This is a genomic window from Enterobacter sp. AG326 (assembly GCF_004362415.1).
Classification (GTDB): domain Bacteria; phylum Pseudomonadota; class Gammaproteobacteria; order Enterobacterales; family Enterobacteriaceae; genus Enterobacter; species Enterobacter asburiae.
On sequence record NZ_SNXG01000012.1, the window covers coordinates 19,155 to 35,055 of the forward strand.

Consider the following 15,901-nt stretch of genomic DNA (forward strand, 5'->3'; position numbering starts at 1 on the left):
GTTTATGCCGCCAGCAGTTCTTTCGCGTTCGCGAGCGTGTTACGCGTGACTTCGCTGCCGCCGAGCAGGCGTGCCAGCTCCTGCAGACGCGCACGTTTATCCAGCGGCTTCATGTGCGTTTCGGTCATTTCGCCGTCGGTTTCCTTACTGACGATAAAGTGATGATGACCACAGCCCGCGACCTGCGGCAGGTGGGTGACACACATCACCTGCGTTGATTCGCCTAGCTGGCGCAGCAGTTTACCCACCACCGCCGCCGTTGGGCCGCTGATACCGACATCCACTTCATCGAAAATCAGCGCCGGGGTTTCCATTTTACGCGCGGTAATCACCTGAATCGCCAGTGCAATACGCGACAGTTCACCTCCGGATGCCACTTTGGAGATAGCCTGCAGCGGCTGCCCCGGGTTGGTGGTGACGCGGAACTCGATGCGGTCTGCACCTTCCGCCGTCAGGTGGTTCTCTTCAAAGCGAACATCAATGGTGAAGACGCCGTGCGGCATCGCCAGCGTGTGCATACTGTCGGTGATGTGCTGGCTTAGCTCCTGGGCGTAATGCTGACGGATTTCATGCAGCTTTTGCGCTGTCGCCAGCGCCTGTTCATGGTGCAGGTTCACCGCGAGAGAGAGGGTTTCCTGCGAGTCAGCCTGATCGTCAAGCTGCTGCTGTTCTTCCAGCAGAGACTGATAGTAGCCCGGCAGCTCTTCCGGCGTGACGTGGTGCTTGCGCGCCAGTGAAATCTGACGGGAGATGCGCTGCTCCAGCTCAAACAGACGGTTCGGGTCGAGATCCAGACGTTCACAGTAGTGGCGCAGTTCGTCACTGGCTTCGGAGATCTGAATCGCCGCTTCTTCCAGCATATCCAGGACGCCAGAAAGCTTGCTGTCCATGCCGACCAGTTCGGTAATGAGCTGGCGGACGTTATACAGCTGGCTCTGCAGGTTCACGTCTTCGCCATCCGCCAGCATGTTGAGCGCATTCTGGCTGGTTGAGAGCAGGTGACCGCTGTTCGCCAGACGCTTGTATTCTTCGTCGATTTGCTCAAACTCACCCGGCTGCGGATTGAATTCGTTCAGCTCTTTAAGTTGGTACGCCAGCAGCTCCGCACGTGCGGCGCGCTCCTGGCTTTGCTGCTGGTGCTGGGCAAGTTCACGGCAACTCTGATGCCACTGGCGATAGTGCTCCGCCATAAGCTGCGTAAGCGCGTACTCACCCGCATAGCCATCGAGCAGCGCTTTCTGCTGTTCAGGTTTGACGAGTTGCTGGTGCGCGTGCTGACCGTGGATCTGGATAAGCAGCTGGCCGAGTTCGCGAAGCTGGGAGAGCGGGACCGCCGTGCCGTTGATAAAGCCACGTGAACGACCGTCGCTGCTGATCACGCGGCGAAGTAAACACTCACGTCCATCTTCAAGCTGGTTCTGTTCCAGCCAGCGCTGGGCGGCAGGGGTGTCTTTCAGGGAGAAGCGGGCGCACAGGTCGGCACGGTTTGCGCCCATGCGCACCATATCGCCCTCTGCGCGGCCGCCAAGGCACAAGCCGAGGGCATCAATGGCAATGGATTTACCTGCACCGGTTTCCCCGGTGATCGCCGTCATGCCGCTGTGGAAATCGATCTCAAGCTCACGAACAATGGCAAAGTTGCTGATGGTCAGTTGTGCCAGCATAATTGTTTTCCTGTATGAAAAACCATAACTGTGTTTTCATACAGTATAAACTGGTTTTATATACAGTAAAGTACTGGATGCAAAATCAGAACAATTTTTTTGACCAGCCAAGCTTCGAACTTAATGTGTTGAAATAGCTGTAATCTTTCGGATGAATCAGATTCAGGTGGTAATCACACCGACGAATCAGAACATCTTCACCTTCCTGGATCGGCAGCGCTATCTGGCTGTCGCAGCTGATCTCCAGGTCGTTACGGCGGTGCGAGAAGCGCAGACGTATCGTGCTGTCGCCGTTGATGACCAGCGGGCGGGCGGAGAGCGTGTGCGGAAACATCGGCACAAGGGTGATGGCATCCAGCGAAGGCGTCAGGATTGGGCCGCCGGCAGAAAGCGAGTAGGCGGTTGAGCCGGTCGGAGTGGAGATAATCAGCCCGTCGGAACGCTGGGAGAAGGCAAAGATTTCGTCGATGTAAACTTCGAACTCGATCATGTGCGCCACTTTTCCGGGGTGAAGAACCACCTCGTTAATCGCGGTGCTGATGCGCTTCTGGCAGTCCTGCTGGCACACCTGCGCTTCCAGTAAAAAGCGTTTTTCACTGATATAGTGGCCTTCCAGCACGTCGGCCAGCTGCTGCTGCGCATTGTCCGGGTCGAGATCGGTTAAAAAGCCGAGATTGCCACGGTTGATGCCGATGACCTTAATGTCATAGCGCGCCAGCGTGCGGGCCGCGCCGAGCATGTTGCCGTCGCCGCCCACCACCACGGCGAGATCGGCCTGTTGGCCAATTTCCGCCAGCGTGCCGGTTTTGACGCTCTTCAGCTGCAGTTCCTGCGCAATCTGCTGCTCGACCATCACTTCATAGCCTTTGCTACACAACCAGCGATACAACATTTCATGTGTCGTTAGTGCGGTAGGGTGACGCGGATGCCCGACGATCCCAATACACCTGAAATGATTATTCATTTTCTGGAGGTCCTTGTGCCTGATGAATGATGACAATCTGTCTTGTTCCCTTGAATCCCGGAAACTGATCCCCATAATAAGCGAAGTTAGCGAGATGAATGCAGAAAAACGCGGAGAAATTCATGAGTAGTAAAGAACAGAAAACGCCTGAGGGGCAAGCCCCTGAAGAAATTATCACGGAACAGCACGATGAAGTTGAGGCTGTAGAGCCAGACGCATCTGCTGAGCAGGTGGACCCGCGCGATGAAAAAATTGCGAATCTGGAAGCCCAGCTGGTAGAAGCACAGAATCGCGAACGCGATGGTGTTCTGCGCATCAAGGCGGAAATGGAAAACCTGCGTCGTCGTACCGAGCAGGACGTTGAGAAGGCGCATAAATTTGCGCTGGAGAAATTCGTCAACGAACTGCTGCCGGTAATTGATAGCCTCGATCGCGCGCTGGAAGTGGCTGACAAAGCGAATCCGGACAACGCGGCAATGATCGAAGGTATCGAACTGACGCTGAAATCCATGCTCGACGTGGTGCGTAAGTTTGGTGTGGAAGTGATTGCTGATACCGACGTACCGCTGGATCCAAACGTTCACCAGGCGATTGCAATGGTGGAGTCAGAAGAGGTGGAAGCCGGTAAAGTGCTGGGCGTGATGCAGAAAGGTTACACCCTGAACGGCCGTACCATTCGCGCTGCAATGGTGACCGTGGCGAAAGCGAAAGCGTAATTTGCCATTCGTAGTGCCGGGTGGCGATTTCGCCTTACCCGGCCTACAGCCTTACTCAGCGATACTTTCGCGCAGGGGTTTTACGGGCAGGACTTTCACCTGCTTAATCATGTTGTCCTGCACGTCCAGGATATCAATATCGTACTGCTCAATGCGCACCCGCGTGCCCGCCGCCGGGATCTCTTCCAGCGCTTCCAGAATCATCCCGTTAATCGTGCGAGCCTCATCTTCCGGCAAATGCCAGTTAAAGGCTTTATTGAGTTCACGAATGTTCGCGCTACCGTCAATCAGCACCGAGCCGTCGTTTTGCGGGGTAACCTCTTCCGCGAGGGAAGGCGACATTGACGTGGTAAAGTCCCCGACAATCTCTTCCAGAATATCTTCGACCGTCACCAGCCCCTGAATATCGCCGTACTCATTGACCACCAGGCCGACCTTCTTCTTGTTGCGCTGGAATTTCACCAGCTGCGTGCTGAGCGGGGTTCCTTCCGGCACGTAGTAAATCTCGTCGGCGGCGCGCAGCATCACCTCTTTGGTGAACTCTTTTTTCTCGGTCATCAGACGGTAGGCTTCGCGCACGCGCAGCATGCTGATGGCGTCATCCAACGAGTCGCGATACAGCACAATGCGCCCGTGTGGAGAGTGCGTCAGCTGGCGAACGATGGCTTTCCAGTCGTCATTGATGTCGATACCGACGATTTCGTTACGCGGCACCATGATGTCGTTTACGCTCACCTTTTCCAGATCCAGCACCGACAGGAGCATGTCCTGATTTCGTCGGGAGATCTGCGAGCGGGATTCATGCACGATGGTGCGAAGCTCCTCTTTGCTGAGCGCGCTGCTGATGGTGACATCGGCTTTGATCCCCACCATCCGCATCAGGACGCGCGTCACCATGTTCAGTAGCCAGACCAGCGGCATCATCAGGATCAGCAGCGGTGCCAGCAGGAAGCTGCTCGGGTAGGCGACTTTCTCAGGGTAAAGCGCGGCGATGGTTTTTGGCAGCACTTCGGCAAACACCAGCACCACGAACGTCAGCACGCCGGTGGCAATCGCCACCCCGGCGTTGCCGTAAAGGCGCATCCCGACAATAGTGCCGAGGGCTGAGGCAAGAATGTTGACAAGGTTGTTGCCGATGAGCACCAGGCTTATCAGGCGATCCGGCTTGCGGAGCAGTTTTTCAACGCGACGGGCGGCACGGTTACCCTGTTTAGCACGATGACGTAACCGGTAGCGGTTTAAGGTCATCATGCCGGTTTCCGAGCCGGAGAAATAGGCGGAGATGACCACCATGACGATCAGGATAACGATCAGCGTGGTGGTAGAGATGTGTTCCAGGGGGAACTCCTTTTGTTACTTAGCCAGCAAATTGCTGTATGAAGCGGCTGCCAAAATAGGCAAGGGTGAGAATACCCGCACCCGCGACGTTGAACCAGACCACGCGACGACCGCGCCAGCCTTCATGATAATGGCCCCATAACAGGACAATATAGACAAACCACGCGATGATGGAGAGCACCGCTTTATCGATATTCTCCACGCTGAACAGGTTCTTCATGTAAAACAGGCCCGTGCAGAGCGTCAGCGTCAGCAGCACCACGCCCACCTGGGTGATGTGGAACATCTTACGCTCAATGACCATCAGCGGCGGCATTTCATGGTTAAACGCCAGCTTTTTGTTTTTCAGCTGGTAGTCAATCCAGGCGAGCTGCATGGCGTAAAGCGCGGCGATGATCAGCGTCGCGTAGGCAAAGAGCGACAGGCCGATATGCACCAGCATCCCCGGAGTGGCCTCCAGATGCGTAATGAATTCATTAGGCATAAAGGTGGCGAGGGCCAGATTGATCAGCGCGAAGGTATAGACAATCGGCAGCAGCAGCCAGCCGCGATTTTTAGACGCGACGATGGTCATTACCGTACAGATCATCAGGCTGACCAGCGAGCCGACGTTGAGGACGCTCAGGTTTTGCACGCTGCCGTCGCCGGGAATGATGCGTGATTCCAGCGCAAACGCGTGGCTAATCAGTGCGATTACCGCGGAAAGAATAGCCATGCGCCGCCAGCCGCTGTTTTTTTGCAGCAGGCCGGGAACGATCAGCGCGAGGCTGACAGAGTAGGCAACAAGGGCGATCAGTGCGAAAACAGGCATATAGGCATCGACAGTTGTCTTAATAAGAAAGAGAAGCAGTATAACGTTACGTGACGCCTGCTCCAACCGTTGCATAACAACAAAGGCGCCTTCATGTTATACTCCGGCAAAATTCTGTGTATGTGTCGCCCATGGCGGCCCAACGTTTCTACTCAGGCGAGAGACAATGTTTGATAATTTAACCGATCGTTTGTCGCGCACGCTGCGCAACATCAGCGGCCGCGGACGCCTTACTGAAGAGAACATCAAGGAAACGCTGCGCGAAGTGCGCATGGCGCTGCTGGAAGCAGACGTCGCGTTGCCGGTTGTTCGTGATTTTATCAACCGCGTTAAAGAGAAGGCGGTTGGTCATGAAGTTAACAAGAGCCTGACCCCGGGTCAGGAGTTCGTCAAAATCGTTCGTAATGAACTGGTTTCGGCGATGGGCGAAGAGAACCAGGTGCTTAACCTGGCGGCTCAGCCGCCGGCCGTGGTGCTGATGGCGGGCCTGCAGGGTGCGGGTAAAACGACCAGCGTCGGCAAGCTGGGTAAGTTCCTGCGTGAAAAGCACAAGAAGAAAGTGCTGGTGGTCTCTGCGGACGTCTATCGCCCCGCGGCGATCAAACAGCTGGAAACCCTGGCCGAGCAGGTCGGCGTAGATTTCTTCCCGTCCGACGTGGCGCAGAAGCCTGTCGACATCGTTAACGCGGCGCTGAAAGAAGCGAAGCTGAAATTCTACGACGTGCTGCTGGTGGATACCGCCGGTCGTCTGCACGTTGACGAAGCGATGATGGACGAAATCAAGCAGGTGCATGCCTCTATCAACCCGGTAGAGACCCTGTTCGTTGTCGACGCCATGACCGGTCAGGATGCGGCGAATACCGCGAAAGCGTTTAACGAAGCGCTGCCATTAACCGGCGTAGTGCTGACCAAAGTGGACGGTGACGCCCGCGGCGGTGCGGCGCTCTCGATTCGTCACATCACCGGTAAGCCGATTAAATTCCTCGGCGTGGGCGAGAAAACTGAAGCGCTGGAGCCGTTCCACCCGGATCGTATTGCCTCCCGTATCCTCGGCATGGGCGACGTGCTGTCGCTGATCGAAGATATCGAGAGCAAGGTTGACCGTGCGCAGGCCGAGAAGCTGGCCAGCAAGCTGAAAAAAGGCGACGGTTTCGATCTCACCGACTTCCTTGAGCAGCTGCGTCAGATGAAAAACATGGGCGGCATGGCCAGCCTGATGGGCAAACTGCCGGGCATGGGCCAGATCCCTGACAACGTGAAAGCGCAGATGGATGACAAGGTGCTGGTGCGTATGGAGGCGATCATCAACTCGATGACCCTCAAAGAGCGCGCTAACCCGGATATCATCAAAGGTTCCCGTAAACGCCGTATCGCAGCCGGTTGCGGCATGCAGGTGCAGGACGTTAACCGCCTTCTGAAACAGTTCGACGACATGCAGCGCATGATGAAGAAAATGAAGAAAGGCGGCATGGCGAAGATGATGCGCGGCATGAAAGGCATGATGCCACCCGGTTTTCCAGGGCGTTAATCGCTTTTGAGATTGCTTTTTGCCCGAAAATGAGTAAAATTTTCGGGCTTTTAATATGACACCCGGGCTCCGTTCCTCGATGGGGCCCGGTTGTTTTATTCACACAAGAGGATGTTATGGTAACTATTCGTTTAGCTCGTCACGGCGCTAAAAAGCGTCCGTTCTACCAGGTTGTTGTGACTGACAGCCGTAATGCACGCAACGGTCGCTTCATCGAGCGCGTTGGTTTCTTCAACCCACTGGCCGCTGGCGCAGAAGAAGAAACTCGTCTGGATCTGGATCGTATCGCTCACTGGGTTGGCCAGGGCGCTACTGTTTCCGATCGCGTTGCTACGCTGATCAAAGCAGCAAACAAAGCAGCTTAATCTGTCACGGTGGTCATGATGAGCAATAAAGCACCTGTTGAACCGATCGTATTGGGAAAAATGGGTTCTTGCTACGGTATCCGTGGTTGGCTCAGAGTGTTTTCCTCCACTGAAGACGCTGATAGCATTTTTGATTACCAGCCCTGGTTTATCCAGAAAGGCGGTAAGTGGGAAGAGGTCGAGCTGGAAAGCTGGCGTCACCACAATCAGGACATCATCATCAAGCTGAAAGGCGTTGACGATCGTGATGCTGCGAATGCGCTGACTAATTGTGAAATTGTCGTGGATTCGTCGCAGTTGCCACAGCTGGAAGAGGGCGACTACTACTGGAAAGACCTTATGGGTTGCCAGGTAGTCACTACCGAAGGCTACAGCCTGGGGAAAGTCATCGATATGATGGAAACCGGGTCAAATGACGTTCTCGTCATTAAGGCAAACCTGAAAGATGCATTTGGCATCAAGGAGCGGTTGGTTCCGTTCCTCGATGGACAGGTTATCAAGAAAGTCGATCTCACTACTCAAACCATTGAAGTAGATTGGGATCCTGGTTTTTAAATTCTCCGGATAAACGGTAAAAGACGGCGCTATGTGGATTGGCATAATTAGCCTGTTTCCTGAAATGTTCCGCGCGATTACCGATTACGGGGTAACTGGCCGGGCAGTAAAGAATGGCCTGCTGAGCATCCAGAGCTGGAGTCCTCGTGACTTTACTCATGACCGGCACCGTACCGTGGACGATCGTCCTTACGGCGGCGGACCGGGGATGCTAATGATGGTGCAACCCTTACGGGACGCCATTCACACAGCAAAAGCCGCGGCAGGTGAAGGCGCAAAGGTGATTTATCTGTCACCTCAGGGACGCAAGCTTGATCAAGCGGGCGTGAGCGAACTGGCGACGAATCAAAAGCTGATTCTGGTCTGTGGACGCTACGAAGGAATAGATGAGCGCGTAATTCAAACCGAGATTGACGAAGAATGGTCTATCGGCGATTACGTTCTCAGCGGTGGTGAGTTACCCGCAATGACGCTGATTGACTCCGTCGCCCGGTTCATTCCGGGGGTTCTGGGCCATGAAGCTTCGGCAACGGAAGATTCCTTTGCCGATGGGTTGCTGGACTGTCCACACTATACTCGTCCTGAAGTGTTAGAAGGGATGGAAGTACCGGCGGTGTTACTGTCTGGAAACCATGCCGAGATACGTCGCTGGCGTTTGAAGCAGTCGCTGGGCCGAACCTGGCTTAGAAGACCTGAACTTCTGGAAAACCTGGCTCTGACTGAAGAGCAAGCAAAGTTGCTGGCCGAGTTCAAAACAGAACACGCGCACCAGCAGCATGAACATGATGGGAATGCGTAATACGCTCCCGAATATCAGTTTACCCAGGATAAGAGATTAAATTATGAGCAACATTATTAAGCAACTTGAACAAGAGCAGATGAAGCAGGACGTACCTTCCTTCCGTCCAGGTGACACCGTGGAAGTGAAAGTATGGGTTGTTGAAGGTTCCAAAAAACGTCTGCAGGCATTCGAGGGCGTGGTTATCGCTATTCGTAACCGCGGTCTGCACTCTGCATTCACTGTTCGTAAAATTTCCAACGGCGAAGGCGTTGAGCGTGTCTTCCAGACTCACTCTCCGGTAGTTGACAGCATTGCTGTTAAACGTCGTGGTGCTGTACGTAAAGCTAAACTGTACTACCTGCGTGAGCGTACTGGTAAGTCTGCTCGTATTAAAGAGCGTCTGAACTAATAACGCGCTTTCGCAACATCCGAAAGCTTGTAGAAAACAAGGGGTTAGCGTAACGCTAACCCCTTTTTTATTGGCGATGGCGGCAAATTGGCGGCAGAGATTAACGCTGTGGCGATAGATATAAAAAAACCTGCCGGAGCAGGTTCAAAGCCACAGACTACCCTGATTGTATTTTGAGGGGTGGGGCGGGGCTGGCACCACTTCACCTGGCTTAACTATGTACCTTGCAAGTGTTTCGTGTGTTACAAAAGTACAGCCACAGTTTATGTTTTGGCACTGGTGATAACGCTCTTTTGTTTCAGTGCTTAAATACCGGCTTGACCGTGCGTGTGAAGCGTCCTGGCATAATGGACAGTGCATCATAATTATATCCCCCTCTCATGACCTAGTCGGGATGATAAACCTCAAATTTGCATTTGCAAGACAAAGTTTGCATTGTTTAATCGTTGACTTGCTCGTACTCAACATCCGAAATCTTAACCTCAAGCTCTAAATTCGTCGTGTAGCCGTTTCCGTTGAGGTTATGCACCACCCGGCTGATTATCCATGCCTGCTCGTCTATAACGCGCTTAAAGCCTTTCACCGCGATTGGCGTTTCAGGAAATAAATCTGCCCGGCCGATCGCCAGCGAGATTGAAAACTCCGCAACGCCGCGCTGCAGTTTGTCCCACTTCGCCTGAGCGGCGCGCATGGCCTGCGCCTTTGTCGCGTAAATGGTCGTCAGCTCCAGCACGTTATCAGCCTCACCGGCCATATATTCACCCTCGCGCGCTTCCTGCTCTTTTTTGGCTTTGGCCTTTGCCGGGGCTTTGGTCGCTTTCGGATGCTGTAATGCGCGGAGGTGTTGCTCTTTTGGCTTACGCCTGAGCTTCACCTTTTGCTTTTGCGGCTTCGGGTCTTTGGTGTGCAGCCATTTCGCCGTCACGCCGGTATAGGCTTCCCGGTCAGCAATGGCAAACTGATGACGATCGCCGTCGCCTCGCTCAAGCGTCATCTGCGGAATGGGCTTCCCGCTGGCAGTCTTACCGCTCCCCGCTTTCAGGAATAACAGTTTCCCCGCTTTTACCGAAACTGATGCCCCGTTTCGTTCAGCCAGGCGGGAAAGAAACACCGCGTCGGATTCCTGCGACTGGTCAATGTGAGGCACGGCGACGGCTTTCAGCGTGTCGGCCATGCTGGCCGTCAGCTTATTGCGTGCCGCAATCGCCTCCACAATTTGTCCGAGCGTGGTGTCGTGCCATGACTGTTCCCGGCGCGAGTTCAGCGTCCCGCGAAAATCGGCGCTGCGCCCCCGGATGGTCAGGGTATCAGGCGCGCCCCTGTGCTCGATTTCGTCGACCGTGAACGTCCCTTTTTTTATCAGCGCGGACCCCTGCCATCCTAACCACAGCGTCAACGTTGCTCCGCGCGGTGGCAAAGCTATCTGGCCGTCAGTGTCATCGAGCTCGATATCGAGCTGGTCGGCCTCGAATCCGCGATTGTCGGTCATGGTCAGGCTGATAAGGCGGTCGCTAAAATCCTGGGTGATATCGTCGTTATCCAGCTTGAGCATAAACGCCGGGGCAATCTTCGCCCCGGCCTGAATATCCATTCCTGTAATCATCCAGCCAGCCCTCCCAGCCAGTCACCGGCAGACGTGACCAGATTGTCGGCCTGCGTTTTCAGGTCGCCATAAATGGCCGCAAGCGATTTATCGACCCGCTTAAGGGAAAGGCTAAACTCGATTTTTCTCGCCGCTCCGTCGCTGAATAGCTCGGTGTGGGTGTGCGTCACTTTGTCGATGACATACATGCCGTGGATCATGCCCGTTCCGTCAATCAGCGGCCACGCGCGCCCCTCGTCTGCCATCAGCTCGATGGCGGTCAGTGACAGACGTCCGCCGGTAATTTCGGGATAGAGCACGCCCGACAGCGTGCGCGTGGTTTCACCTTCCCCGAGATACTGGTAAGCCGGTGGCTTGCCGATACGGTCGTTTGACGCCCAGCGGTAATCCTTCGAATACTGCATGGACTGATAGGGCAGCGTGCGGCGCTCAAACACAAACAAACCTAAAACCATTAACATGCTTTATCCCCCTCAGTCATGACGCATACTTGAGCGCTGACGCGCACGGTTTTCACGGTCGAGTTTATCGACAGCCTCACGCAGCTGACGGTCGAGGTCGCTGCCCGGTGCGATGCCACCATTCAGGTTGATGTTATATTCTGGCTTGCTCTGGTCGACGTAAGTCTTACCAGTGGGCGCGGTAACTGGCTGATATGCCTGATAACCGCCATATGCTGAGGTTGTCGGAATATAAGACCCCTTTTGTGAGCCGGTGGCGGCATTGGCTTTTGCGGCCTTCTGGTCGAGGTCGGTCGATTCTTTATTGATAACCCCGAGCTTTTCCAGCAGCCAGTTAACGCCGGTACGTAATGTATTAAAGCTTTTGAGCGGCAACATCAGCGCTTCGGCCAGCAACTTACCGAACATCACACCCGCATTTTTGCAGCTGTCGAGCGTATCCTGCGTCGCCTTAACCGGTGCGATCAGGTCTTTGAACCACTGCCAGACCCCGCGTAACTTCTCCATGAAAGAATCAAACACCGGCGCAAGCGGTGCGAAAATTTCCGCCACCGGCGCAAAGGCCGCTTTAAGTCCCTCCACCACGCCGGAAAAGAATGCGCTTATTGGTTCCCAGTATTTACGAATCAGGAGCGCACCGGCGACGATGGCAACGCCAATAGCCACAATCGGCCAGGTAATCGCCCCGAGCACAGAAACAATGGCCGCCCCCATTGCGGCCAGATTTGCACCGAGAAAACCTGCAGCGGCGATAATCGCGTTGATGCCCATTACCACAGGCCAAGTTATCAGGCCAATCCCTCCCAGCACGCCAATCAGCGCCAGCCCTCCACCTGCAATCACCCCGATGGTTGTCGCAAGTGTTTTGTTTTGGGTGATCCACCCGTCGAGCTTTAACACATATTTCGTGGCGGTCTGCGTCAGTTTGCGCAGTGAGCCCTCCTGCTGGTCAAACAGGTCAGTACCGACGGCCTCATAGGCTGACTGAAATTCTTTGAAGTCGCCGCCGAGGTTGTCCTGCATGATTTTAACGAGCTCAGCGGTTTTCCCGTCCGAGGCTTTAAACGCCGCCGTGAGCTGATCGAGTTTGCCGCTTGAGGCCGCGGTCATCAGCACCGCCGCCGCCGAGCTGGCTTCCTCACCAAAGATGGTTTTCATGTACTCGCCTTTCTGGCTTGTTCCGAGATTGTTTTTCTCAAAACTGCGCTGCATTTCTTTCAGAATGGCGAATATCGGGCGCGTGTTGCCCTTGCTGTCAGACGTTTTAACGCCGAGCTCTTTGATAGCCTCGTATGCCTTACCGGTCGGAGCCTGCAGGCGACTCAGGACGGCACGGCTGCCCGTCCCCGCCATCGAGCCGGTGATTTTGGCGTCATGGAGTGCGCCGACCATTGCGGCGGTCTGCTCGATACTGACCCCGGCATTTTTTGCCACCGGCGCGGCATACGTCAGCGCGTCGCTCAGCCCGTCAAAGTCAGCGGCCGTTTTGTTCATTGTCATCGACAGCACGTCGCCGATGTGTGCGATCTGGTCGTTAGACATCTGAAACGCTGATTTCATACCCGTTAGCAGCGCGGCGTTTTCTTCCATTGAGCGCCGGTTAGACAGAGCCATATTCAGCGTGACCGGCGTCGCCGCCTGAATGGCCGCCGCATCCCCGCCGCTTTTTGCGATGATAATCTGCGCGCTGGCCGCATCGTCTGCAGACGCGGCAGTATTGTCCCCGAGCTGGCGCGCCTGTTTACGCAGCGCCTCCATTTCTGGCGACTGTTTATCGACCCCTAGAACGGCCTGCAGCTCAGAGTTTTTCTGTGCAAACGAATAGCCAGGCATCAGCAGTTTTACCCCGGCCATTGTTCCCGCCGTGGCGATACCTACACCGGCAGCACCTGCAGCGGCCATATTGCCAGCCAGCTCCTTACCTGATTTATATCGTTCTTTTACCTGGCTTAATTTCGCCTGCTGTGCACTGACCCGCGCCAGTGCCTCGCGCTGTCGGTTAAGCTGAGCGGTCGTTTCACTGATGCTGGTTTTCAGGCGGCGCTCATCCGCCGACAGGGTGCGGGTATTAATACCGGCCTGCGCGAGCTCGGTGCGCTGGCGTTGTACCGACTGCCTGAGGCTGTTGTATTTGAGCTGCAGGTCAGCGGCGGATTTCTTTGCCGCTTCCATCGCCCGCGCCTGCGCGGTTGTGGGGTTCTGCGTGTTTTTAAACTGCACGGCCAGCGCGGCGGCTTCCTGTTTCGCCTTGTTAAGCGACTGACCTGTCACGGCAAGCTGTGCGCTCGCTTTCCTGAATCCGTCAATTCGGGACGCCTGCGCATTCAGATCGCGCAGGCTGTTCTGTGAAGTGCGGATATCGCCGGCAAGGGTCTTGCTGGCAGTCTGGATAGCTTTGAGCGGTCGGCTTGCCCGGTCTACTGCGTTCAGCAGTACCTCAATCCTGACGTTATTGCTCATGGTGGTGTCCGCTTCGCTGCAGCGCCTTTTCGCGCCATGTAATGAGCTCGGTCACGCTCAGGGAATTCAGCTCTGATGGCGGCCAGTGAAATATCACCGCGATATCCGCCATCAGGTCATCGACCGAAAGGTTATCCGGGAAGGTCAGCGAGCCGAAGATGGTGACAAAAAACCGACCACCTTACCGGCGAACAAAATCAGGTCTGATGCTTCCAGACGCATGACCTCGGGCTCGGTCAGCGCCGGGTATGTCATGCGCGGCAGCACCTTAATCAGCGCGTCGACGTCAGAGTTTGCCAGCGCGGCCAGACTCACACCGCGCAGGGTTCCGGCGTTGGGTTTGGTCAGCGTCACCTGTTCGATTTTTTGCTCACCGCGCATGATTGGATTATCGAGGATCACAATGTTTGGGTTTTCGGTTTCGGTGGTGGCGGTTTCGTTGATGTTTTCCATGATGTTGCTCTCTTTGAATGTGAGTAAGTGGCCGGTCAGCCTGGCTGACCGGTTGACGGGTTACAGGCCAATCGCCCGGCGGTGCTCAGCGAGACGGTCGACGCCGTCGACTTTCATCACCATGTTGACGACGTCAATCTCAATGACCTCTTTGCCGTCAATCGTGAGCTGGTAATACGAGCACTCGGTCGCGATTTTGGTCGTACCGCTTTCGCCCTGCTTGTTCTCGCCGCCGTCGTACTCTTTGTGACGGCCGCGCATGACCACCTCTACGGCAGAAATTGCGCCGGTGTCATCGCGCTGGTAAGAGCCGGTGAAGCGCAGCGGCACGCTGTCGGCACCCGGTGACGCGTACTGCGCCCAAAGCTCGACGTCAGGCAGACCGCCGAGCGTCCACTCAAGCGACAGCGCATCGTCGTCGAGGCCGAGGTCAATCGACACCGAGCCCGGCATCCCGCCGCCGCGATATTTCTCAAGCTTGCGGGTCAGCTTTGGCAGGGTGACGGATTCAACGACGCCCATGTAGCTGAGACCGTCGTTAAACATGTTCAGGTATTTCAGTTTGCGTGGTAACGCCATGCTCTGAGCTCCTTAGCTGTTGACCGAGTCTGACAGGTCTGCCAGATAGGTATCGGTGATGCGCTGGCGCAGGGTCAGGTTTTCCAGCGGCGGGACGGGGGTGTAGTCGTAATCGATATACAGCTTCCCGGCTTTCAGGGTTTCCACGGTGTTTGACTCCGGGTCGTACCAGCATGAGCCGTCAACGATATAGCCGTTGTTTTTCAGCTCGCGGAATTTGGCATTGATACCGGCGACGATGTCGCGGATAAGCGTTGCGGAAACGGGCTTGTCCATCGCCCACGCGTGCGCCTCAGCCATCGTGTCGGCCAGCACCTGCGCCGTGCGGGTGTAGTTTTCAAACACGAATAACGGATCGTCCGAGCAGGTGTGGTTACCCCAGAATTTAAAGCCGTCATTTCGAATCAGCGTGGTGACACCGGCCTGATTTAACAGGTTCGCGTCGGTGGCCTGCTCCTGCAAATCCCATGAGACCGAAGCACTGACGCCGGTGACGCCATTCACGCCGACGTTGGACAGCGTTTTGTGCCAGCCGGTTTCCTGGTCGATTTTGGCGCGCAGGCCGAGCGCGCGGGCGGTCGCCCATGCGGTCTGGGTTTCGTTCGTCGTGGTGTCCCACGCCAGAAAATCAGGGTGAATGACCATCAGCTCGCGCTGGCTGAAGTTCTCCCGATAGGCGATCGCTTCGGAAATGGTCTTACAACCCCACGCGCTCACGTAGCCGAACGCGCGCAGGCTCTGGCAGGTCGACGCAAGCGCGGTCGCCACTTCCTGAGAATCCAGCCCCGGTACGCCGAGAATGCGCGGCTTAACGCCGGTGACGGTTTTCGCCGTTAACAGCGCTTTCAGCCCGGTGTATTTGCCGTTTTCGTCGGTCGTGCCGATGATGTTGGAAATGGTTTCTTTCTGCGCCGCTTCCGGGTCTGACGGGTCGTCGGTACCTTCGGGAACGCGCACCACCACAATGACCGGCTTGCACTGGTCGGCAATGGCCTGCAGGGATTTTGCCAGCGTGCCCTGCTTACCGGCTTTCCCGATCGCAGTTTGCACGCTGGTAATCAGCACCGGCTCGTTTAAGGGGAATGTCTTTGCGTCAGCATCGCTGGCCGTGCAGACCATGCCGATGATGGCCGTCGAGACGGTGGATATGGTGCGCGTGCCATCGTTAATCTCGATGACCTCGACGCCGTGATGATAGTCGCCCATCTGTTTAA

The 15,901-nt window shown here is 55.6% G+C and carries 18 protein-coding genes; 6 read left to right on the top strand and 12 right to left on the bottom strand.

Features of this window, described 5'->3' with window-relative positions:
- Positions 1-2: 2 nt before the first annotated feature.
- Together recN and nadK are read right to left on the bottom strand one after the other, a co-directional pair.
- On the bottom strand, positions 3-1,664 hold the full coding sequence (gene recN, locus DFO52_RS21695; protein ID WP_029741017.1) for a DNA repair protein RecN: 1,662 nt from the start codon (positions 1,662-1,664) through the stop codon (positions 3-5).
- Between the two features lie 85 nt (positions 1,665-1,749).
- Positions 1,750-2,628, bottom strand: coding sequence for an NAD(+) kinase (nadK, locus tag DFO52_RS21700; protein WP_008502500.1), 879 nt, complete (start codon positions 2,626-2,628; stop codon positions 1,750-1,752).
- Between the two features lie 122 nt (positions 2,629-2,750).
- Between nadK and grpE the strand changes: the two genes are divergently transcribed.
- Positions 2,751-3,344: a nucleotide exchange factor GrpE gene (gene grpE / locus DFO52_RS21705; RefSeq protein WP_023308880.1), complete on the top strand. Its 594-nt coding sequence runs from the start codon at positions 2,751-2,753 to the stop codon at positions 3,342-3,344.
- 51 nt (positions 3,345-3,395) lie between these two features.
- Here the strand turns inward: grpE and DFO52_RS21710 are convergent, their stop codons facing one another.
- Together DFO52_RS21710 and DFO52_RS21715 are read right to left on the bottom strand one after the other, a co-directional pair.
- Positions 3,396-4,682 (bottom strand): HlyC/CorC family transporter, encoded by a 1,287-nt coding sequence (locus DFO52_RS21710; protein WP_032665125.1) that lies wholly within the window; start codon positions 4,680-4,682, stop codon positions 3,396-3,398.
- Positions 4,683-4,701: 19 nt separating this feature from the next.
- Entirely contained in the window at positions 4,702-5,493 is a 792-nt protein-coding gene (locus DFO52_RS21715) for an inner membrane protein YpjD (protein WP_014884879.1), read from the bottom strand.
- Between the two features lie 166 nt (positions 5,494-5,659).
- Between DFO52_RS21715 and ffh the strand changes: the two genes are divergently transcribed.
- The 5 genes from ffh to rplS all read left to right on the top strand — a co-directional run bounded on the left by ffh (position 5,660) and on the right by rplS (position 9,131).
- Positions 5,660-7,021, top strand: coding sequence for a signal recognition particle protein (gene ffh / locus DFO52_RS21720; RefSeq protein WP_014884878.1), 1,362 nt, complete (start codon positions 5,660-5,662; stop codon positions 7,019-7,021).
- A gap of 116 nt (positions 7,022-7,137) precedes the next feature.
- On the top strand, positions 7,138-7,386 hold the full coding sequence (gene rpsP / locus DFO52_RS21725) for a 30S ribosomal protein S16 (RefSeq protein ID WP_003863133.1): 249 nt from the start codon (positions 7,138-7,140) through the stop codon (positions 7,384-7,386).
- 15 nt (positions 7,387-7,401) lie between these two features.
- Positions 7,402-7,941, top strand: coding sequence for a ribosome maturation factor RimM (gene rimM, locus DFO52_RS21730; RefSeq protein ID WP_029741020.1), 540 nt, complete (start codon positions 7,402-7,404; stop codon positions 7,939-7,941).
- A 31-nt stretch (positions 7,942-7,972) separates the two neighbouring features.
- Positions 7,973-8,740, top strand: a complete 768-nt coding sequence (trmD, locus tag DFO52_RS21735; protein WP_014832949.1) for a tRNA (guanosine(37)-N1)-methyltransferase TrmD — start codon at positions 7,973-7,975, stop codon at positions 8,738-8,740.
- A 43-nt stretch (positions 8,741-8,783) separates the two neighbouring features.
- Positions 8,784-9,131 carry a 50S ribosomal protein L19 gene (rplS, locus tag DFO52_RS21740; protein WP_002914145.1) on the top strand — a complete coding sequence of 116 codons (348 nt, stop codon included), beginning with the start codon at positions 8,784-8,786 and terminating at the stop codon, positions 9,129-9,131.
- A 144-nt stretch (positions 9,132-9,275) separates the two neighbouring features.
- On the opposite strand, the gene DFO52_RS21745 is transcribed toward rplS, so the two are convergent.
- The 8 genes from DFO52_RS21745 to DFO52_RS21780 all read right to left on the bottom strand — a co-directional run bounded on the left by DFO52_RS21745 (position 9,276) and on the right by DFO52_RS21780 (position 15,893).
- The gene (locus tag DFO52_RS21745; protein ID WP_071847085.1) at positions 9,276-9,494 is read right to left on the bottom strand and encodes a DNA-binding transcriptional regulator; all 219 of its coding nucleotides are present in this window, start codon (positions 9,492-9,494) and stop codon (positions 9,276-9,278) included.
- A 76-nt stretch (positions 9,495-9,570) separates the two neighbouring features.
- Positions 9,571-10,734, bottom strand: a complete 1,164-nt coding sequence (locus DFO52_RS21750) for a phage late control D family protein (protein ID WP_133551157.1) — start codon at positions 10,732-10,734, stop codon at positions 9,571-9,573.
- Entirely contained in the window at positions 10,731-11,195 is a 465-nt protein-coding gene (locus tag DFO52_RS21755; RefSeq protein WP_023333118.1) for a phage tail protein, read from the bottom strand. The genes DFO52_RS21750 and DFO52_RS21755 overlap by 4 nt, the downstream gene beginning before the upstream one ends.
- A 12-nt stretch (positions 11,196-11,207) precedes the next feature.
- Positions 11,208-13,655 carry a phage tail tape measure protein gene (locus DFO52_RS21760; RefSeq protein WP_133551158.1) on the bottom strand — a complete coding sequence of 816 codons (2,448 nt, stop codon included), beginning with the start codon at positions 13,653-13,655 and terminating at the stop codon, positions 11,208-11,210.
- A complete protein-coding gene (locus DFO52_RS21765) occupies positions 13,645-13,803 on the bottom strand; it encodes a GpE family phage tail protein (protein WP_240326290.1) in 159 nt (52 codons plus the stop codon). The genes DFO52_RS21760 and DFO52_RS21765 overlap by 11 nt, the downstream gene beginning before the upstream one ends.
- Positions 13,800-14,108 carry a phage tail assembly protein gene (locus DFO52_RS21770; protein WP_108089758.1) on the bottom strand — a complete coding sequence of 103 codons (309 nt, stop codon included), beginning with the start codon at positions 14,106-14,108 and terminating at the stop codon, positions 13,800-13,802. Before DFO52_RS21770 ends, DFO52_RS21765 begins: the two co-directional genes overlap by 4 nt.
- 60 nt (positions 14,109-14,168) lie before the next feature.
- Positions 14,169-14,687 (bottom strand): phage major tail tube protein, encoded by a 519-nt coding sequence (locus tag DFO52_RS21775; RefSeq protein WP_062856938.1) that lies wholly within the window; start codon positions 14,685-14,687, stop codon positions 14,169-14,171.
- Positions 14,688-14,699: 12 nt separating this feature from the next.
- On the bottom strand, positions 14,700-15,893 hold the full coding sequence (locus DFO52_RS21780) for a phage tail sheath protein (protein ID WP_133551159.1): 1,194 nt from the start codon (positions 15,891-15,893) through the stop codon (positions 14,700-14,702).
- Positions 15,894-15,901 lie beyond the last annotated feature (8 nt).